This window comes from Pantoea sp. MQR6 (assembly GCF_022761075.1).
Lineage (GTDB): Bacteria > Pseudomonadota > Gammaproteobacteria > Enterobacterales > Enterobacteriaceae > Pantoea > Pantoea phytostimulans.
In genome coordinates this window covers 1,644,347-1,665,264 of record NZ_JAKYXB010000001.1, presented here as the reverse complement: position 1 = coordinate 1,665,264, position 20,918 = coordinate 1,644,347, and the positions used below count along the sequence as shown (strand labels likewise).

The following is a 20,918-nucleotide window of genomic DNA, read 5'->3' as shown; positions in this document are numbered from 1 at the left end:
CTTTAGCAAAATGAGCTCTCAGGTTAGCGCTGAGCAGAGCAAAAGCCAACCGTTTGCGAGATAAATTCACAATTTAACGATCAGGGATAAGAGTATTTAAGATTCTAATAATAAACGTGATAAGCGAGGTAAAGAAAGAGCAGAGAGTAGACATAAAAAAACGGAGCCGAAGCTCCGTTTTTGCAATTCTGAGTTCAACTTAGAACTGGTATACCAGACCCAGAGCGACGGTGTCGTCTGTGTTCAGACCCAGACGGTTGTTGTCGTCCAGCTGGTTGATCTGATAGTCCACATAGGTAGACATGTTTTTGTTGAAGTAGTAGGTTGCGCCCACATCGATATATTTAACGATGTCAGCATCGCCGATACCGTCGATGTCTTTGCCTTTAGACTGAACATAGGCGATGGACGGACGCAGACCGAAGTCGAACTGGTACTGTGCAACCACCTCAAAGTTCTGCGCTTTGTTAGCAAATGCCTGACCAGTGGTAGTTGGGCCAGTTACGATTGAAATTGGCGTTGAGTTACGGGTTTCACCGTACATTGCTGCCAGGTAAATGTTGTTGGCATCATACTTAATTGCAGTTGCCCAGTTTTCAGCGCGCTTGCCTTGACCTACAACAGTGCCGTCTTGCGCTACAGTACCCGCTGCCTGAGCGTCGGTACGATCGCTGCTGCTATAGCCACCTACAACACCCAGACCGATTGGTGAGGTGTAAGAGGTTGACAGGCCCCAGCCGTCGCCATTTGAACGACGTACTTCGTCACGCTCGTTTTTGCCCTGATACTGAACAGCGAAGTCCCAACCATCAACCAGACCAAAGAAGTTGGTGTTGCGGTAGGTCAACAGACCGGTGCTACGACCGTTCATGAAGTTATCTGAGTATCCTGAGTCGCCACCGAACTCTGGCAGCATATCGGTCCAGCCGATTGCATCGTAAACCACACCGTAGTTACGGCCGTAGTCGATTGAGCCAGCATCGCCGAATTTCAGACCAGCAAAGCCCAGACGGGTTCTGTTACCGTCTTGTGCGTCAGAGCCTTCAGAGTTGTTAGCCTGAACGTTGTATTCCCACTGGCCGAAACCGGTCAGTTGGTCATTAATCTGAGTTTCACCTTTGAAACCGAAGCGAACATAGGTGTTGTCGCCGTCATTGCCGTCGTTGTCAGAGAAGTAATGCAAACCAACAGCTTTACCGTACAGATCCAGTTTGTTGCCGTCTTTATTATAAATTTCTGCTGCATTTGCTGCACCAGCAGCTAACAGAGCTGGAATAACCACTGCAAGAATGTTGCGCTTCATCATTATTTATTACCCTCATTGGAGTTATTCGTACACCTGCCACTGCCGTCAAGAAACCTTTACGGGAACCTTGAAAGAAGTTTGGTGTCTTCCTGTGTCTGCACGCATCTTTCCATCACACCGACGGTAATTCTACCTCGAAAATGCTACTAATCTCGTATTCTTGTTTCAGAAAGAAAGTATGTATTACAAAATGTAAAATTAGGGGAACTTTGTGAGGGAACTCTAAATTTACAAAAATAAAAAAAGGCCGGCGATGCCGACCTCTTTATATATATGAATTTCTTATAATTAATGCAGAATCTTAGAAACTCGCGTTACGTGGAGTACGTGGGAACGCGATCACGTCTCTTACATTTTGTACGCCGGTGACATAAGCGATTAAACGTTCGAAACCTAATCCGAAACCTGAATGTGGAACCGTACCGTAGCGACGTAGGTCACGATACCACCAATAATCTTCTTTATTCAGACCCATTTCTTCCAGACGTGCGTCTAACACATCGAGACGCTCTTCACGCTGTGAACCGCCAATGATTTCACCAATACCCGGTGCCAGAACATCCATAGCCGCAACAGTTTTACCGTCATCGTTAAGGCGCATATAGAACGCTTTAATATCTTTCGGATAGTTTTTCACTACAACTGGCGCTTTAAAATGTTTCTCAGCCAAATAGCGTTCGTGTTCGGAAGAGAGATCGATACCCCATGAAACCGGGTTCTCGAAAGTTTCACCACAGCTCATCAGAATATTGACGGCGTCGGTATAGTCGACCTGAGCAAAATCAGTGGTGATGAAGCGCTGTAAGCGATCTACGGCATCTTTATCAACACGCTCAGCAAAGAACGCCATATCATCAGCACGCTCGTCTAAGACGGCTTTAAACACGTACTTAAGCATGGATTCTGCTAATGCCGCTGCATCATCAAGTGAAGCAAAGGCGATTTCTGGCTCCAACATCCAAAACTCAGCCAAATGGCGGCTAGTGTTAGAGTTTTCGGCACGAAAGGTCGGGCCAAACGTATAGATTTTTGACAGCGCGCTAGCATAGGTTTCGCCGTTCAACTGACCTGATACGGTCAGGAAAGCTTCTTTGCCAAAAAAGTCTTCGCTGAAGTCAACTTTGCCTTGATCGTCACGCGGCAGGTTTTCCATATCTAACGTAGAGACGCGGAACATTTCGCCTGCGCCTTCAGTATCGGAAGCCGTAATCAGCGGTGTCGACACCCAAAAATAACCATTTTCATGGAAGAAGCGATGCAGCGCCTGAGCCAGCGTATGACGAACACGCGCAACGGCACCAATCAGATTGGTGCGCGGACGCAAGTGCGCGACTTCACGCAGGTATTCGATACTGTGACGTTTAGCCGCCATGGGGTAGCTGTCTGGATCTTCAACCCAGCCCACTACCTCAAGTTTGGTCGCCTGAATCTCAAATGCCTGGCCTTGGCCTGGGGAAGCCACAACGGTTCCGGTAACAATCACGGAACAACCTGTGGTCAGACGCAGCACTTCATTCTCATAATTATTCAGAGAATTATTGACGACAGCCTGAACGGGATTAAAGCAGGAACCGTCATAAACGGCGATGAAGGAAAGACCGGCTTTTGAATCTCTGCGGGTACGCACCCAACCACGTACGGTGACTTCACTGTCAACCGCGACGCGACCGTGCAATACATCCGCTACAGGCACTACGCTCATAAATATCTCTCTATATAGAAGAAGTGAGTAAAAAAGTTGCCCCATCCGGGGTTTTGCTATGTTACTTGCGGCTAAACAGGAAACAAGCAAAATTCCGGGGGAATGCAGATTTATTACAGCAGAAGTGGGGCGGATCAACGCCCCGATAAGAGGACGCTTAACTGGCTTTTTTCACCAGCGGCAAATCGAAGGCTTTTCTTAAGGCTCTGACGAAGGCTTTATCCTGACAAATGGTTTTGCCCGGACTATCAGAAAGTTTGGCAACCGGTTTACCGTTGCACTCCACTAATTTGATCACGATATTGAGCGGTGTCACGCCAGGAATATCACATGTCAGGCGAGTACCAATCCCAAATACCACATTGGCGCGTTGGCCAAAATGGCGATACAGCGCCAGTGCTTTATCCAGATTAAGGTTATCTGAGAAGACCAACGTTTTGCTTTGCGGATCAATACCCAGTTTTTGATAATGGGCAATCGCTTTTTCACCCCATTCAACGGGATCGCCTGAGTCATGGCGCAATCCCTGATAACGGCGAGCGAATGTCAGACCAAAATCGCGCAAGAAGGCGTCCATGGCGATGCAATCGGTCAGGGCTATTCCCAACTGGCCATCATACTCATCGAGCCATGCTTGCAGAGCCGCACGCTGGCTGTTAGCCAAAACCGGACTGATTTGTTGAAATGCCTGGAACCATTCATGTGCTTGCGTGCCGACCGGCGTCAAATCCAGACGACGCGCCAAATCGTAATTGCTGGTGCCTACCAGCCAAGGGAAATCCTGCTTGAGGGTACTGACGATGGATTGCTGAACATCTTGCGAATAGCGACGGCGGGTGCCGAAATCCATTAGACGGAAACGTGACATATCCAGGTCAGAAACCTGCTGTTTAAACGCATCCAGCTTAATATGTAAATGATCGACAGCCTGCTGTGTGCCGATTTGCGGGGTGCGATGACGATGTACCACTTCACTGATCAACGCCAACAGCGGCACTTCCCACATAATCACTTCGCGCCATGCGCCCTGAATACGAATATCCAGTTTGCCGTGATGATTACGCACCTCGACCTGAGCGGGGTTGTAGCGGAAATTTCGCAGCCAGTCGAGATAGTCGGTCTGGAAGAAGGGAAGGCTAGCCAGCCAGGCATATTCATCATCGCTGAGCGTTAGCGCCTGCATTGCGTTAATCGCTTCACGGATCTCATCAGCGTAAAAACCCAGCAGTTCGTCACCACGGCAGCGAAACTCGGCCGCCACCGTTATGTCATGATAGCGGTGGAAAACCGCTTGCTGCATATGGAGCTTATACGCATCGGTATCCAGCAATGAGGTCAGTATCGGGGAAGCATGTCCTGTCATGGCGCGTTTCAGCATCCTGTTCGGTGGCGCAGAGCCCGGTGTGATAAAAGTCATAAAGACGCAAAAGTATAAATCAGTAACTGAGGCCAATCACAGCATATTTCAAGGCTGCAGGTCGAGACTAATCTGTGCCATTGTTAATGAATTGTAGCGATTTTTGCCAATGCGTGCATTGTGCGTGGCAAGCTTGTAGTAACAAGCTTAGACTTTGGCGGTAAACCTATAACAATGCGAGACGGAATATGACGCAACAGCCACAAATTAAAAATCGCCACGATTACCGTGCGCCAGATTACACCATCACCGATATCGATCTGACGTTTGAGCTGGATGCCACCACCACGCGCGTGACGGCGATCAGCCAGGTAAAACGTTTGGGTGACAGCCAGGCTGAACTGCGTCTGGATGGCGAATCGCTTACGCTGATTGCGCTTGAAGTGAATGGGCAACCGTGGACCGCATATCATGAAGATGAAGGCGTATTGGTGCTCAATCAGCTGCCTGAAAGTTTCACGCTGAAAATCATCAATGATATTCATCCTGACCAAAATACTGCGCTGGAAGGATTATACAAATCAGGCGAAGCACTCTGCACCCAATGTGAAGCGGAAGGTTTCCGACATATTACCTGGTATCTCGATCGCCCAGATGTGCTGGCGCGTTTCACTACCACCATTATTGCTGATGGCGAGCGTTATCCGTTCCTGCTGTCAAATGGCAACCGCGTTGACAGCGGACGTGATGCACAAGGTCGTCATTGGGTAAAATGGCAAGATCCCTTCCCAAAACCCTGTTATCTGTTTGCGCTGGTGGCAGGTGATTTCGACGTGCTGCGCGATAGTTTCAAAACCCGTTCAGGTCGTGATGTTGCGCTGGAGATCTTCGTTGATCGCGGCAACCTTGATCGTGCTGACTGGGCGATGATCTCGCTGAAAAACAGCATGAAATGGGATGAGGAACGCTTTGGTCTCGAATATGACCTCGACATCTTTATGATCGTCGCAGTGGATTTCTTCAACATGGGCGCAATGGAGAACAAGGGGCTGAATGTCTTCAACTCCAAATATGTTTTAGCCAAAGCAGAAACCGCGACCGATAAAGATTATCTCGGCATTGAGGCGGTGATTGGCCACGAATATTTCCATAACTGGACCGGCAACCGCGTAACCTGCCGCGACTGGTTCCAGCTGAGCCTCAAAGAGGGCTTAACCGTCTTCCGCGATCAAGAGTTCAGCTCTGATCTCGGCTCACGCGCGGTAAACCGTATCGACAATGTGCGCATTATGCGTGGTGCGCAGTTTGCTGAAGATGCCAGCCCAATGGCGCATCCGATTCGTCCTGAGCAAGTGATCGAAATGAACAACTTCTACACCTTAACGGTGTATGAAAAGGGTTCAGAGGTGATCCGTATGATGCACACCTTGCTGGGCGAAGAAAATTTCCAGAAAGGCATGCAGCTCTATTTTGATCGTCATGATGGCAGCGCAGCAACGTGCGATGACTTCGTGCAGGCAATGGAAGATGCATCCAATGTCGATTTGTCACAGTTCCGCCGCTGGTACAGCCAGTCGGGTACGCCGGTGCTGACGGTACGCGACGATTACAATCCAGAAATGGAACAATACACACTTCACGTTACGCAACACACGCCAGCAACCGCCGATCAAAAAGAGAAGCTGCCGCTGCACATTCCACTCGATATCGAACTCTACGATAGCGAAGGTAAAGTGATTCCGTTGCAGCACAATGGTTATCCGGTGCATAACGTGTTGAACATCACTGAAGAGTTCCAGACTTTTATTTTTGATAACGTCTACTTCCAGCCAGTGCCGTCGCTGCTGCGAGAATTCTCTGCGCCCGTGAAGCTCGATTACAAATGGAGCGATGCGCAACTGACGTTTCTGATGCGCCATGCGCGTAATGATTTTTCTCGCTGGGATGCTGCGCAAAGCTTGCTCGCTACTTACATTCGCCTGAATGTGTCGCGTCACCAGCAAGGCCAGCCGCTGTCGCTGCCGCTGCATGTGGCTGATGCTTTCCGTGCGGTGCTGCTTGATACTCACGCCGATCCGGCGCTGACGGCGCTGATTCTGTCGCTACCCAGTGAAAATGAAATCGCTGAGCTATTTGAGGTTATTGATCCTCAGGCGATTACCGTGGTGCGTGAAGCGCTGCAGCGCACGCTGGCGAAAGAGTTGGCCGATGAGTTCTTTGCGGTATACAACGCGAATCAGCAAAGTGAATACCGAATTGAACACGCAGCTATCGGTCAGCGTACGCTGAAAAATGTCTGCCTGAATTATCTCGCCTTTAGCGAGGTGGAACTGGCGGATAAGCTGGTTCAGGCACAATATCAGCAGGCCACCAATATGACTGATTCGCTGGCTGCGTTGTCTGCTGCCGTATCGGCGCAGTTACCTTGTCGCGAAGCGCTGTTAGCGGCTTACGACGAGCGCTGGCATCATGATGGTTTGGTGATGGACAAGTGGTTCATGCTGCAAGCCACCAGTCCAGCGGCGGATGTTTTGACGAAAGTGCGTGCGCTGTTGCAGCATCGGTCATTCACGATGGGCAACCCAAACCGTATTCGTGCTTTGATTGGCGCCTTCGCTTCAGGCAATCCGTCAGCTTTCCATAATAAAGATGGCAGCGGTTATCAGTTCCTGACAGAAATGCTGACCGATCTCAATACTCGCAATCCACAGGTCGCGGCGCGCATGATTGAACCGTTGATTCGTCTGAAGCGTTACGATGCCGATCGCCAGGCGCTGATGCGCAAGGCGCTGGAGCAGCTGAAAGGGTTGGATAAGCTTTCTGGCGATCTGTACGAGAAGATCGCTAAAGCGTTGAACGCCTGATAATGAAACGGCGGGTTTTGCCACTACGTGCATAAACCCGCCGTTTTTTAGCGCTGCTGAGCGTAACGTACCGGTTGATCGCTCTCCCCACGTCGCATTACACGATCCAGCACTTCCGCCTCCAGTTCAGCCAGTCGCGCAGAACCACGACGGCGCGGACGCGGCAGATCGACCAGTAAATCCAATCCAATCTGACCTTCCTCAATCAACAAAACACGATCCGCCATTGCCACCGCTTCACTGACGTCATGGGTCACCAGCAGCACGGTAAAGTGATGTTGCTGCCACAGCGATTCAATCAATCCCTGCATTTCGATACGCGTTAATGCATCCAGCGCGCCCAGCGGCTCATCCAGCAGTAACAACCCAGGTCGATGAATCAACGCACGCGCCAGCGCAACACGCTGCTTTTGACCACCTGACAAGGCGGCTGGCCAATCATTAGCGCGTTCAGCCAGGCCAACGGCTTCAAGGGCTTCCATCGCTGCGCTGCGCCATTCGCGGCCGCGCAGGCCAAGTCCGACATTATCGATCACTTTTTTCCACGGCAGCAGGCGTGCATCCTGAAACATCAGGCGCGTATCTTCGCGTGCCGAATGTAACGGCGCATTGCCCGCCAGTAGCTGTCCGCTGGAAGTTTGTTCCAGCCCGGCAAGCAAACGCAGCAACGTACTCTTACCGCAGCCGCTGCGACCTACTACCGCCACGAACTGGCCGGAGGGAATGTGCAAATCAATGTTATTCAGAATGGTGCGGTTGCCATAGTGTTTGCTGACCGCATTGACGCCAACGGGTGTACCGGTATTGAGGCGCGCTGGGGGAAGGGTATGACTCATGCGTTCTCCTCCTTCAGTTGATAAGCCGGATGCCAGCGCAGCCAGACGCGCTCTAACAGCTGCGCAGTGACATCGGCTAGCTTACCGAGCAGGGCATAGAGAATGATGGCGACTACCACCACATCAGTTTGCAAAAATTCGCGCGCGTTCATTGCCAGATAGCCGATACCTGAGTTCGCTGAAATGGTTTCAGCCACGATCAGCGTCAGCCACATCAGGCCAAGCGCGAAGCGCACGCCAACCATGATGTTAGGAAGAGCACCGGGCAGAATCACCTGAATAAACAGGCTCCAACCTGACAAACCGTAACTGCGAGCCATTTCCACTAATCCGCGATCAATATTGCGAATGCCGTGATAAGTATTCAGGTAAATCGGGAACAGCGTGCCCAAGGCGACCAGAAAAATTTTCGCCGCTTCATCAATACCGAACCACAAAATCACCAGCGGAATCAGCGCCAGATGCGGGACGTTACGTAACATCTGCACTGAGGTATCTAAAAGGCGCTCGCCAGTACGCGAGGTGCCGGTAATCAAACCGAGTATCAAACCAATCGAACCACCAATACTAAAACCGATGGCAGCACGCCAGCCGCTGATAGCAAGGTGTTGCCACAGCTCACCGCTGGCGGCGAGGTTGTAAAAAGTGATAACAATATTTTCGGGTGACGGCAGAATGCGCGTTGATAACAAGCCGGTTTGCGACGCGATTTGCCACATTACAATCAGCAGGGCGGGCAGCAGCCACGGCACCAGCTGATTCGATATGCGTTTACTGACTTTCGCCATGATGCTCTCCTCAGCCCTGCGCTGCTTTTTTCTCAGGGGTAAAATCATTGGCTACCGCTTCACCATGCGCTTGTACTACGCGAGGTTGCGGCACCAGCGGCACGTTCAAATCGAGATGCGGGAACAGCAACTCGCCAACGCGATAGGCTTCTTCCAGATGTGGATAGCCAGAAAGAATGAACGTTTCGATGCCTAACTCTTCATATTCCTTCATGCGTGCAGCGACCGTTGGTCCATCGCCCACCAGCGCGGTGCCTGCGCCACTGCGAACCAAACCGACACCCGCCCACAAGTTAGGACTGATCTCCAGCTTGTCACGACGTCCACCATGAAGCGCTGCCATGCGACGTTGCCCGATAGAGTCAGCGCGCTGGAACGCAGCCTGAGCTTTAGCGATAGTGGCATCATCCACATTGGCGATCAGCTTATCAGCGGCCTGCCAGGCTTCTTCGTTGGTTTCGCGCACAATCACATGTAAACGAATACCGAAGCGCACTTTGCGGCCCTGTGCCGCCGCTTTGGCACGCACCTGCTCAATTTTTTCTTTCACCTGCGCGGGAGGCTCGCCCCACGTCAGATACACATCAACCTGTTCTGCAGCCAGGTCTTGGGCAGCATCTGACGATCCTCCAAACCACAGCGGTGGACGAGGTTGCTGCACCGGTTTAAACATCAGACGCGCACCGCGTACGTTAACGTATTTGCCTTCATAGTCGACGGTTTCGCCTTCGAGCACCCGGCGCCAGACGCGGGTAAATTCCGCTGATTCAACATAGCGTTCACGATGGTCGAGGAACACGCCGTCGCCGGCTAACTCTTCAGGATCGCCGCCGGTAACAAGATTAAACAGCGCACGACCGTTTGACAGGCGATCCAATGTGGCTGCCTGACGCGCCGCCTGAGTAGGCGAGATCACACCTGGACGCAGCGCCACCAGAAAGCGCAAGCGCTGGGTGACAGGGATCAGTGAGGCTGCAACCAACCACGCATCTTCGCAGGAGCGTCCGGTGGGAATCAGCACGCCACCGAAGCCGAGGCGATCGGCCGCTTGCGCAACTTGCTGTAAATAAGCGTGATCGACAGGGCGAGCACCCTCAGCAGTACCAAGATAGCGACCATCGCCATGCGTCGGCAGAAACCAAAATACGGAAACGCTCATGTTTTCACTCCTTATTGCGTAACGGCATGCGGTTGCCAGATGCGATCTTTGATCGACACTTTTACTGGCATCAGATGATTGGCATAAAACAGGTCAGCGGTTTGCTGCTGGGCTGCAGCGGTTTTAGCGCTAACCGGTGTAATAGTGGTGGGCGGGCGATGACTGAGGTAGCTGGCAATCACCGGTTCTGGCAAGCCCATGGCTTTAGAGAGTAATTCAGTGCTTTGCTGGCGCTGGCTGAGGGTTAATGCATCGGCGTCACTGAAGGTTTTCAAAACGTGTTGTACAAAGTCACCGTGCGTTTCGGTGAATTTACGCGTAGCCAAATAGAAGGAGCCGGTTTGGTTCAGCTTGCTACCATCGACCAGAACGTGAACATTCCCTTGCAGCAACGCAGCGGAGTAGTAGGGATCCCAAATTGCCCACGCGTCTACATCACCTTGCTGAAAAGCGGCACGTGCATCGGCTGGCGTCAAATAAATCGGCTGGATATCGTTGAAACTCAATCCGGCTTGCTCAAGCGCACGCAGCAATAAATTGTGCGAGCTGGAGCCTTTTTGAAAGGCGACCTTTTTGCCTTTTAGGTCGGCCACGTTTTTCAGTGGGCTGTTATTCGCCACCAGAATCACTTCTGCCTGTGGCTTTGGCGGCTCTGAGCCAACATAGAGCAAGTCCGCGCCAGCAGCTTGGGCAAACAGCGGTGGAATGTCGCCGGTACTGCCTAAATCAATACTGTTAACATTCAACGCTTCCAGCATTTGCGGTCCTGCCGGAAACTCTACCCACTGAATTTTAGTGTGAGGAAAACGTTGCTCTAACATCTGATGCGTTTTTGCCAGCACCATGCTGACCGATCCCTTTTGGTAACCCACGCGAAACTGTGCCGGATCTTGTTCAGCGGCCTGCGTCTGCAAACCCGCGAATAACAGCGCGGTGGTGAGCCATATTCCTACACGCCTTTTCATCTGTTCTTCCTTATACAGCCTGAGCAACGGGGTGTCGGTGGCGTGTCAGCGCCAACCAAAATGATTCAACGGCTTCATCAAGGCGTTGAGCCAACGGCGCATACAGTTCAGGTTGACGATCGTAATGGGTAATTTGGCTATCTTCTGCGTAAACGCCATGCAGAATTTCTTGCGCTTTTAGCGCATTCAGCACCGGCTTGAGCGCGTAATCCATCGCCAACATGTGTCCCTGACTGCCGCCGCTGGCGAGAGGTAAAACCACTTTGTGTTCCAGCGCACGCTCTGGCAACAGGTCAAGCAGCGTTTTCAGTGCACCTGAAAAAGAGGCTTTATAAATAGGTGTCGCAACAATCAAGCCATCCGCTTCCAGCAAATCTTCACGCAGTGCCAATAAAGCGGGCGCATCGAAGCGCGCATTGATCAAATCGTCTGGCTGAAAGTTATGGATGTTCCATGGAATCACCTCGACACCTCGTGCTTCCAGCTTGTGCTGGCAGAGCGTAAGGAGAGAAGTCGAACGTGAAGGAAATCGAGGGCTACCCGCCAGCGTAATAACGCGCATCGCTACTCCTTATAACTAAAAGTTATTGATTATCTATTGTTGAGAACTGATGCGTTCATCCTGGCAGAGCAAGCGGTGGGTCTTAAATGATTTATCTGGCAATTGATTGTTGAAAATCGGGATTGGGCGGTAAATATAAATGAAGGGGGACGCGAATTGATGTTTTTTAAGTTTTATCTGAAAAGTGGTAAATGATAGCGTTTCAGCGTTCAACTAATAAATAAGTTAAGGTGCGTTAGTCATCAGTTGAGTTAATGAATAACGTTAATTCCAATAGCTGTATAAGATAAACGTTGTCACGATCTAAATTTCAGGGCATAAAAAGCGCAAATGCCATTGATAGCAATAGGGTAATTGGCAAGGTTAACTCATCGGAACAGATTTCTGCCAGCAAGAGAGTAGCGTTAATGTGTCACGTCTGCCTTAATTTTGCGCCCGATTTTCTGCCTGATTGATTACAATATCAAAAAAATAAAACTAACCTTATTAAGTTTGGTAACAAGTGTTGATGAATTTTTCCCTGTTTCTATTAAAGAGTGTGAAACAAGACTGAACAATGAATCATTACTGTTACTTTAATGAAGTAATATTTATCTTTTCGTTATTTTGTTGCTGTTTATAATTAGTTGAAGCTGACTGAATTAAAAATTTGATAAGAAAAGTTAGCCTTCATAAATAATAGCATTTTGCGACGCTTTATTTTATCAATGTCCGCCCACATCTTAAGGGAGATGATCATGGGGAAATCTTTAGATGCACAACACAGCAATAATAATGATGAAACGCTACTTTCAACGTTGAGTACGAAACAGTTGTCAGCCTCTCAGTCACCGATAGGATGCTACTGGCTTCAAAAGAGCCTGCCCAGTGGAAGATATATCGCGAATAAAAGCAGCAGCGCAGGGTATATTTTCTCTAATGGCACGCCGGATGACGATGATTTTATAGTGATTTGTCCAGAGGCGTATGCGCTGCCTGAAAATCTTTTAAAAGAGATTGCTAGCCTTAGTGACACGCTGCCAGAACTCAACTGTTACCTGATTTCACTGGTTAAAAATGCATTGCCGCAGGGATTACAAAACTCTTCTGCCTTGTTTCAAAAATTACATGAACAAGGTTTATGGCAACATGATTTGTTCGCCGTGGTACTGCGCGCAGCGCAACTAAGAGAATTTAGTAAAGAAACAACTTTGCAGGATGTCATGTTGATGGGGTTGTTAAATACCCAGTCGGTTTGGGTTGTACAACAGTCTGTTAATGAATCCCCAATGAACGCCCAAACGGGATTAAAGCACCCTGTTTCCTACCAACAATTTATTTCAGACTATGAAAGATTAACGAGACTGACACAATTTATCCCTGAAAAAAATCACGTTAGAGAAATTTATTTACGTCATGCTTTAACGCAGTTAATGCGTGACGAATGCTCACAACAGCGTCAACTTTCCGCTAATGTTCAACATGCAATCGATTATTTTGGCGATAAAATGAAAGCCAGAAATTATTGGGAAAAATTAATGCTGAAACAACCTGTCATATTTTTCACATTAATGAAACTGAGAAGAAAGCTACAACCACAGTACCAGTTTTAATTTTAAGAATTAGCCCGCTGGGCGAGCGAATATTTTTATGTCACGCTTATGCATACTAGGAAAGTAAGCCAGACACCATTAAAAATTATGTCAATTAAACGTAATGCTATTGCTAATTATATCGGCCAGATTTACCTGACACTGTCTGGTATTTTAGTTGTCCCTCTTTATATTCAACATCTTGGAATGGAAGCCTACGGGTTAGTTGGCTTTTTTTCAATTCTATTGACGTGGCTGCAATTGCTTGATGCAGGCGTTTCGACAACATTGATGCGTGAAGCTGCACGCTATCGTGCAAACCAGAAAGAGTTTGTTTGGTTTCCATCGCTCTTTGCTGCCCTGACGAAGTTCTTTCTGATTTCAACGTTGTTGCTTGTGGTGCTGGGCTGGCTTGCGACGCCGTGGATTGCTACCCATTGGCTGGATGCTAAACATCTTCCTGCAAATGATGTAGTGATGGCCGTGGGTATTATGGTGATTACTGCAGCTATACGTTGGCGCACCAGTCCTTATCGCAGCGTTATTGTTGGGTTTGAGCATCAAGTCTGGCTGAACGGCGTTAACTTAATCATTACGACCTTACGCACTTTCGGTGCCGTTCTCGTCATACAAATTTTCCCTAATCCCGTCCTGACTTTCTTTTTCTGGCAATTGTTGGTTTCAGTGGTGGAAGCCGCATGCTGTATTTATAAGGCGTGCCAACTTGTTCCACGCGAAGCGCGCCAAGAGAAACGTGAAGATCTTAAAGAGGTGCTGAAACCTTTCTTACGTTTCGCGCTGAGCGCGGCGTTTTCTAGTGCTGTATGGACATTTATTTCGCAAATTGATCGGCTGGTACTCTCTAAAACCCTGCCACTGAGCGAATACGGTTCGTTTACTGTTGTCGCTACAGCCGCCACGGGTATTTTACTGCTTAGTAGCCCAATTATGCAGGCTATTGTGCCCCGCATGACAGGAATGAAAACGCGTTCAGGCAGCGGCGACACTGAATCTTTGAAGCTCTACCGCTACACCACCCAAGCCGTTTCTATCTTTATGGCACCGCTCAGTATAACTATCGCGTTTTACGCAGGCCCCTTGCTTTGGGCATGGACCCAGAAGCAGCAGATAGTTGATGAGATGTCATTTATTCTCAGCCTGTATGCGTTAGGAAGTGGTATTCAAGCAATATGTGGGTTGCTCTATCATCTGCAATATGTGAACGGTAATCTTAAGCTGCATATGAAAGGTTTCACTTTCTTTGCCATCGTGTTGGTTCCCCTCAATATCTGGTCAGCGGTCCATTTTGGCGCGTTGGGCACCGGTTGGTTATGGCTAGGACAGAATGTTTTCTATCTCACAGGATGGGCATGGTTGGTGCATCGGCGATTTGCACCAGGCATTCATTTTTCCTGGTTAACACGTGATGTAATGATGGTCTGGGCCGTATCAGCACTGATTGCCTGGCTCAGCACGTTACTTCCCATTGAGTGGAATCAAAATCGTTGGATCAATCTGCTGTGGCTTGGGCTGATTGGCTTGGTAAATTTATCGGTGTGTTGTCTGCTGCACAGCCTGGTGATTAAGCGTTTGAAAACGCCTTTGCTCAAGAGATTTAACCTGGAGGGAAGAGGATGACAATGCTGACTTCACGCGATGGCCCTACGGTATCAGTGATTGTGCCGAACTGGAATTGCAAACCTTGGTTGGCTGAAGCTATGACTTCACTGTTGCGCCAGTCCTCACCCCCTGAAGAAATCATTGTTATTGATGATGGTTCAACAGATGGCAGCGTTGAATGGTTAACCGATCTGGCAGCGCGCCATCCACACGTTACCTTGCTTCGTAACGAGCGCAGCGGAGTGAGTGCTGCACGAATGAAGGGATTAGCCGCCGCAAGCGGCGACTACATCTATTTCATGGACGCAGATGATTTTGTTTCAACCGAACTGTTTGCTGATTTTCGCCGCGTGAAGGCTCGCCATTCAAGCATTGAGCTGTTCTGTTTCGGGGCAAAGATGTTTTTTGACCTGCCAGCCTATCAGCGGGAATATCAGTTGATTCATCAGCGTCATATCAGCGGCTTGCTGTCGGGTGGCAGTGATACATTGATGAAACTGATGAAATCGCAGTCGGCTCATCGTGTGGTCTGGAGCAGTATTATTTCGCGCGAGCTGATTAATCGATTATCTATCGGTTTTTTATCGATTCAAAATCACGAAGACGCGCCCTATATGTTTGCGCTTTATATGCAGGCTAACCAAATTTATCTCACTAGCCAGAGCTACTATTACAAACGTTTTTTGCTAAGTTCCTTGTCGCAAAGTACGCGAGATTTTTCTTGGATTGAAAATTACTTTATCGCTCGCGAAAGCAGTGAAACTTTTTTAAAAAACCAGGGATTAGAAATCGATGAGGAATTACTGGATGATTATTATCAAACAATAATGCAGGGATGCTTAAGTCAGATTCGTAAGAACACTATGCAAATTCCTGCTGTCTGGCGCGCACCGGTTGAACGCCTGGTACGCAAAGTCACTCAACAAAATCCGCGCATGAAACTTTTGTGGTATTGCCCAACGCTTTTCGTGGGACTCCAGGCTTGCCGCAATCGATTGTCCCGCTACTCACCTAAGCGCTGATATTGATCAAATTCAGTTGCACAGGATAAATTTACTTTTGCGCCAGAGCACTTTACCATTCTGGCGCACATTTACCCGTGCACTGACTTTCACGATCGCTTCCGCCCTTCAGGAGAGTGCATGCTTTATCCTATCGTCCGTCCGGCGCTATTTAAGCTCGATCCCGAGCGCGCACACGAACTCACCTTTCAGCAATTGCGTTTTATCAGTGGCACACCGCTGGAAGCATTGATTCGCCAGAATCTGCCCTCCCGTCCGGTAACTTGCATGGGATTGACCTTCAAAAACCCGCTGGGTCTTGCAGCCGGCCTTGATAAAAATGCGGAATGTATTGATGCTTTTGCGGCCATGGGCTTTGGCTTTGTGGAAGTGGGAACGGTAACGCCGCGAGCACAGGCCGGTAATGATAAACCGCGTATGTTTCGTTTAATCCAGGCGGAAGGGATTATCAATCGCATGGGCTTTAATAATCTGGGTGTCGATCATCTGGTAGAGAATGTCAAAAAGGCGCGGTTTAATGGCATCCTCGGCATTAATATTGGTAAAAATAAAGACACGCCGGTTGAGCAGGGCAAAGACGATTATCTGATTTGCATGGAAAAGGTGTATGCCCATGCTGGCTACATCGCCATTAATATCTCTTCGCCTAATACGCCCGGTTTACGCACTTTACAATATGGCGAAGCGTTAGATGATCTACTTTCGGCGATTAAAGCAAAACAAAAAGAGCTAGAGCAGCGTCACCTTAAATATGTCCCAGTGGCCGTAAAAATTGCCCCAGATCTTTCCGAAGAGGAGTTGGTGCAGGTTGCGGACAGTTTAATACGTCACCAAATTGATGGTGTCATTGCCACCAATACAACGCTTGATCGATCACTGGTCAGCGGGCTGAAATATTGTGACGAGGCGGGTGGGTTGAGCGGGCGTCCTGTGCAGTCGCGCAGCACTGCGGTGATCCAACGCCTGTCACAAGAGCTGAAAGGAAGCTTACCGATTATTGGTGTTGGCGGTATTGATTCCCTGACGGCAGCACGTGAAAAAATGGCGGCCGGTGCAACCTTAGTTCAAATTTATTCTGGCTTTATCTATAAAGGGCCGGGGTTAATTAAAGATATCGTGACCCATCTCTAAGACAATTCTCACAATATAGCGCCGGGGGGTTTATTTCTCCCTTCGGCTCGTTTATATTTTGGCCTGTTACGCGCTTTTCAGCTTTTCCTTATGTCATTTATTTCGCACTTTTTCGCGTAATTAGACACAGCGGTTTACTACAGGGCACTCCATGAAAATCAAACCTGATGACAACTGGCGTTGGTATTTTGACGCTGACCATGACCGGATGATGCTTGATCTGGCAGACGGTATGCTTTTTCGTTCCCGTTATTCCCGCAAAATGCTCACACCCGATGCATTCAACGAATCAGGCTTTTGCGTCGATGACGCCGCGCTTTATTTCACTTTTGAAGAGAAGTGTCGTCACAGTGAATTAAGCCATAATCAACGCGCCGAACTAGTATTGAATGCATTGGTTGCCGCACGCTTCCTTAAACCGCTGATGCCTAAAAGTTGGCATTTTTCCAGCTGCCAGCAAAGTGTGCAGCCAGCCATGGGTGAAATAGTGGAAGTGACGTTGGCTGACAGCGGTGAGCAAGCACGTTTGCTGGTGGTTGAAAACGGTGATAACGCGGCACTCTGTCTGCTGGCGCAACCTGCCTTAACACTCGCCGGTAAAGGCATGGTATTGGGGGATGCAATCAAGGTGATGAACGACCGTTTGCAGCCGCAGCAACAGGAAATTGCACCGCGCTACGCTCGCGCGGTGTAATTGCGTTAAGCCAGTTCGATATTTCCCGCCGGGATACAGCTACAACTCAAAATGGTGCCATCACTGCGAATGGCACTCTGCTTCAACGCTTTGACCTCGCCTGAAACCAACGTCATTTTACAGCTGCCACACAAGCCTGCCCGACACGAATAGGGAATGCGGAAACCCTGCATCTCGAGCTGCTCCAGCAGAACCTGCTGATTGTCACCGCTAAATTGTTGCCCTTGATAGTCAATAGTGAGTTCCGCTTTTGCCTGCCGCTGCGGCTTTAGCGTTTGCACAACGGCTCCCGCACCATAAGCGCGCGGCGTATGGCGTTTTGTCACCGTCACTTCATCGCCTACGCGAATAATGCCGCTGTTGCGGGCAACCAGGTTAAGACCAAAATCGATGTCGCCGCTGCCATCTTGCGCACTACGGAAGCGCTGTAATGTGGCGAGGGGCTGACCATCAGGATGTTTGCGGCCGCTCTCTGGGCTCACGGTGGTAAAAATGCAGCGGCTACAAGGTTTCGGCACTTCAAACGTTACGCCCCCGACCTGCAGTTCAGCCCAGTTATCTTCATCCCAGGCTGCCGCACCATTCACCACCAAATTGGGGCGAAATTGTTCTATGCGCACGCTGGCAGGCGATCGCTGTTGCAAATCGTGTAAAGAAGCACTGTTGATCAGCAAGAAAGGGTAACCATCGGCGAAACCCAGCGGCACGGTTGCGAAGTTTTTGACCCGGCGAGAAGGCTGCGCGCCTATCCAGCGCAACTCTACCTCACGCGGAAAGAAGCCGCTTAACCACTGATTAATGGTATCCGGCGCAATCCGTGAGGTAAAATGGTTGCCCCACACCTCGGTAGGTTTTTCCTGCGGGGCAAAATCACTAAAGCGAATCAGCGACTGGCTTCCATCCGGGGCTTGTAGAAACAGCCCATCCGGTAATATTGCCGGTGTAAAACGCACCATCTCAGGATACTGACGCGCAGTAATGAAGGTGCCATTCGGTTCGGTCAACATGAAGATGCGATCAAACGCCAATCCGCTCTCCAGAACCTGCGCGTGTGAGAGGTGCAATCCGCGCATCGACTTAACAGGATGAATAAATAAGCGGGAAAGCGTGATCATGGTGTTCTCCTTGAAACCAGGCGCGAAAGACAAAAGAAGCTAACTTTATGACATAGGTCTCTGATTCGCTATAATGCGCAACAATTTTCTCAAGAGTAAGAAGTGACGATATGAATTCTCTGTTTGCCAGCACGGCGCGTGGGCTCGAAGAGCTGTTAAAAAGTGAGCTAGACGCGCTGGGCGCGCAAGATTTGCAAGTGGTGCAGGGAGGCGTTCACTTCGAAGCTGATGACCGCATCATGTATCAAAGCCTGATGTGGAGCCGTCTGGCGTCGCGTATTCTGCTGCCGCTGGGCGAGTTTGGTGTCTACAGCGATCTCGATCTCTACCTTGGCGTGCAGAGCGTTGACTGGACAACCATGTTTGGTAGCGACAAAACCTTCGTGGTGCATTTCAGCGGCACCAATGATGCGATCCGTAATAGTCAGTTTGGTGCATTGAAAGTTAAAGACGCCATTGTTGACAGTTTCACCCGCAAAAATCTGGAACGTCCTAACGTTGACCGTGAACAGGCGGATATTCGTATCAACGTCTGGTTGAATAACGATCGTGCCAGTATTGCGCTGGATCTCAGCGGCAGTTCGCTGCATCAGCGTGGCTATCGTCAGCAAACGGGTCAGGCGCCGCTTAAAGAAAACCTTGCGGCTGCGATTGTACTGCGTTCTGGCTGGCAGCCGACTACGCCGTTGATCGACCCCATGTGCGGTTCCGGTACGCTGTTGATTGAAGCGGCTTTAATCGCCAGCGATCGCGCGCCGGGTCTGCTGCGCAAACACTGGGGCTTTACCGCCTGGAGCCAGTTCAACGCGGCATTGTGGTCTGAAGTAAAAACTGAAGCCCAAACGCGTGCTCGCGCCGGTACCGCAGCCACCGAAGCGCGTTTCTTTGGTTACGACAACAACGGACGAGTATTGGAATGGGCACAGGCGAACGCTCGTCGCGCGGGCGTATTCGAGCTGTTTACCTTTGGCCAACAAGATTTGTTGAAGCTGAAAAATCCGCTGCCAGCAGAGGTTCACGGCACGGTTTTGAGCAACCCGCCTTATGGTGAGCGACTGGATAGTGAACCGGCGTTGATTGCGCTGCACAGCCAGCTTGGCCGTATTATGAAGCAGCACTTTGGTGGCTGGAATTTGTCGCTGTTTAGCGCCTCGCCCGAACTGCTGAGCTGCTTGCAACTGCGTGCCGATCGTCAGTTCAAAGCTAAAAACGGCCCATTGGACTGCGTACAGAAAAACTATCAGCTGGCGGTTAACAGCAGCGAAAGCGCTAACCAGATTGCCGAAGATTATGCGAACCGCTTGCGCAAAAACCTCAAGAAGCTTGAGAAGTGGGCGCGTCAGGAAAAAATTGAAAGCTACCGCATTTATGATGCCGATCTGCCAGACTATAACGTAGCCGTCGATCGCTACGCCGATTGGGTCATTATTCAGGAATATGCACCACCGAAAACTATCGATCCGAATAAAGCACGCCAACGTCTCTTTGACGTGATCAGCGCGACGCTGACCGTGCTGGAACTGCCAGCAGATCGCCTGATCCTGAAAACGCGTGAACGTCAGAAAGGCAAAGCGCAGTATCAGAAGCTAAGCGAAAAGGGCGATTACTTTGAGGTGCAGGAATTTAATGCGCGCTTCTGGGTAAACCTGACTGATTATCTCGACACCGGCCTGTTCCTCGATCACCGCATCGCGCGTAAGATGCTGGGCCAAATGAGTCAGGGCAAGGATTTCCTTAATCTGTTTGCTTATACCGGCACCGCCAGCGTTCACGCCGGACTGGGTGGCGCACGTTCTACTACCACAGTTGATATGTCACGTACCTATCTGGAGTGGGCAGAACGTAACCTGCGCCTGAACGGCCTGACTGGACGTCAGCATCGCCTGATGCAGGCAGATTGTCTGAGCTGGCTGAACGAAAGTGATGAGAACTTTGATCTGATCTTTATTGATCCGCCGACCTTCTCTAACTCCAAACGCATGGAAGAAAGCTTCGACGTGCAGCGCGATCACATGATGTTGATGCGTAATTTAAAACGCCTGCTGCGTCGGGGCGGCACCATCATGTTCTCGAACAATAAACGTGGTTTCAAAATGGATCTGGAAGGGCTGAAAGAATTAGGTCTGCAAGCGCAGGATATCACCCAGAAAACCCAGTCGCAGGATTTCGCGCGTAACCGTCATATACACAACTGCTGGCTGATCACTCACGCCGGTAAGGAATAAG

The 20,918-nt window shown here is 49.7% G+C and carries 16 protein-coding genes; 7 read left to right on the top strand and 9 right to left on the bottom strand.

The genetic code is table 11. The features are described from left to right. Positions 1-199: 199 nt before the first annotated feature. The 3 genes from ompF to pncB all read right to left on the bottom strand — a co-directional run bounded on the left by ompF (position 200) and on the right by pncB (position 4,386). Positions 200-1,306: a porin OmpF gene (gene ompF / locus MUG06_RS07805; RefSeq protein ID WP_279233926.1), complete on the bottom strand. Its 1,107-nt coding sequence runs from the start codon at positions 1,304-1,306 to the stop codon at positions 200-202. 301 nt (positions 1,307-1,607) lie between these two features. Next, positions 1,608-3,008, bottom strand: coding sequence for an asparagine--tRNA ligase (gene asnS / locus MUG06_RS07800; RefSeq protein WP_243078233.1), 1,401 nt, complete (start codon positions 3,006-3,008; stop codon positions 1,608-1,610). 157 nt (positions 3,009-3,165) lie between these two features. Continuing rightward, on the bottom strand, positions 3,166-4,386 hold the full coding sequence (pncB, locus tag MUG06_RS07795) for a nicotinate phosphoribosyltransferase (RefSeq protein WP_243078515.1): 1,221 nt from the start codon (positions 4,384-4,386) through the stop codon (positions 3,166-3,168). 227 nt (positions 4,387-4,613) lie between these two features. Here pncB and pepN point away from each other — a divergent pair, with 227 nt between their 5' ends. Continuing rightward, positions 4,614-7,229: an aminopeptidase N gene (gene pepN / locus MUG06_RS07790; protein WP_243078232.1), complete on the top strand. Its 2,616-nt coding sequence runs from the start codon at positions 4,614-4,616 to the stop codon at positions 7,227-7,229. A gap of 47 nt (positions 7,230-7,276) precedes the next feature. Here pepN and ssuB read toward each other — a convergent pair whose 3' ends face one another. Genes ssuB through ssuE form a run of 5 tightly spaced genes read right to left on the bottom strand, consistent with a single transcriptional unit; the run spans position 7,277 to position 11,539 of the window. Continuing rightward, positions 7,277-8,065 carry an aliphatic sulfonates ABC transporter ATP-binding protein gene (ssuB, locus tag MUG06_RS07785; protein ID WP_243078231.1) on the bottom strand — a complete coding sequence of 263 codons (789 nt, stop codon included), beginning with the start codon at positions 8,063-8,065 and terminating at the stop codon, positions 7,277-7,279. Next, on the bottom strand, positions 8,062-8,853 hold the full coding sequence (ssuC, locus tag MUG06_RS07780; protein ID WP_243078230.1) for an aliphatic sulfonate ABC transporter permease SsuC: 792 nt from the start codon (positions 8,851-8,853) through the stop codon (positions 8,062-8,064). Before ssuC ends, ssuB begins: the two co-directional genes overlap by 4 nt. Positions 8,854-8,863: 10 nt before the next feature. After that, positions 8,864-10,012, bottom strand: a complete 1,149-nt coding sequence (ssuD, locus tag MUG06_RS07775) for an FMNH2-dependent alkanesulfonate monooxygenase (RefSeq protein ID WP_243078229.1) — start codon at positions 10,010-10,012, stop codon at positions 8,864-8,866. A gap of 11 nt (positions 10,013-10,023) precedes the next feature. After that, positions 10,024-10,977, bottom strand: a complete 954-nt coding sequence (locus MUG06_RS07770; RefSeq protein WP_243078228.1) for a sulfonate ABC transporter substrate-binding protein — start codon at positions 10,975-10,977, stop codon at positions 10,024-10,026. 10 nt (positions 10,978-10,987) lie between these two features. Next, positions 10,988-11,539 carry an NADPH-dependent FMN reductase gene (gene ssuE, locus MUG06_RS07765; RefSeq protein ID WP_215847174.1) on the bottom strand — a complete coding sequence of 184 codons (552 nt, stop codon included), beginning with the start codon at positions 11,537-11,539 and terminating at the stop codon, positions 10,988-10,990. Between the two features lie 737 nt (positions 11,540-12,276). Between ssuE and MUG06_RS07760 the strand changes: the two genes are divergently transcribed. The 5 genes from MUG06_RS07760 (at position 12,277) to MUG06_RS07740 (ending at position 17,577) form a co-directional block, all read left to right on the top strand. Next, the gene (locus MUG06_RS07760) at positions 12,277-13,131 is read left to right on the top strand and encodes a hypothetical protein (RefSeq protein WP_243078227.1); all 855 of its coding nucleotides are present in this window, start codon (positions 12,277-12,279) and stop codon (positions 13,129-13,131) included. 87 nt (positions 13,132-13,218) lie between these two features. Beyond that, entirely contained in the window at positions 13,219-14,748 is a 1,530-nt protein-coding gene (locus tag MUG06_RS07755) for an oligosaccharide flippase family protein (protein WP_215847172.1), read from the top strand. Then, positions 14,745-15,752: a glycosyltransferase family 2 protein gene (locus MUG06_RS07750; protein WP_243078226.1), complete on the top strand. Its 1,008-nt coding sequence runs from the start codon at positions 14,745-14,747 to the stop codon at positions 15,750-15,752. Before MUG06_RS07755 ends, MUG06_RS07750 begins: the two co-directional genes overlap by 4 nt. A 120-nt stretch (positions 15,753-15,872) precedes the next feature. Continuing rightward, entirely contained in the window at positions 15,873-16,883 is a 1,011-nt protein-coding gene (gene pyrD / locus MUG06_RS07745) for a quinone-dependent dihydroorotate dehydrogenase (RefSeq protein WP_215847170.1), read from the top strand. A gap of 151 nt (positions 16,884-17,034) precedes the next feature. After that, on the top strand, positions 17,035-17,577 hold the full coding sequence (locus tag MUG06_RS07740) for a cell division protein ZapC (protein WP_215847169.1): 543 nt from the start codon (positions 17,035-17,037) through the stop codon (positions 17,575-17,577). Between the two features lie 5 nt (positions 17,578-17,582). On the opposite strand, the gene MUG06_RS07735 is transcribed toward MUG06_RS07740, so the two are convergent. Next, positions 17,583-18,692: an MOSC N-terminal beta barrel domain-containing protein gene (locus tag MUG06_RS07735; RefSeq protein WP_243078225.1), complete on the bottom strand. Its 1,110-nt coding sequence runs from the start codon at positions 18,690-18,692 to the stop codon at positions 17,583-17,585. Between the two features lie 110 nt (positions 18,693-18,802). Between MUG06_RS07735 and rlmKL the strand changes: the two genes are divergently transcribed. Then, complete coding sequence (gene rlmKL, locus MUG06_RS07730; RefSeq protein WP_215847167.1) at positions 18,803-20,917, top strand: bifunctional 23S rRNA (guanine(2069)-N(7))-methyltransferase RlmK/23S rRNA (guanine(2445)-N(2))-methyltransferase RlmL; 2,115 nt, start codon at positions 18,803-18,805, stop codon at positions 20,915-20,917. The last annotated feature ends 1 nt before the right edge of the window (position 20,918 follow it).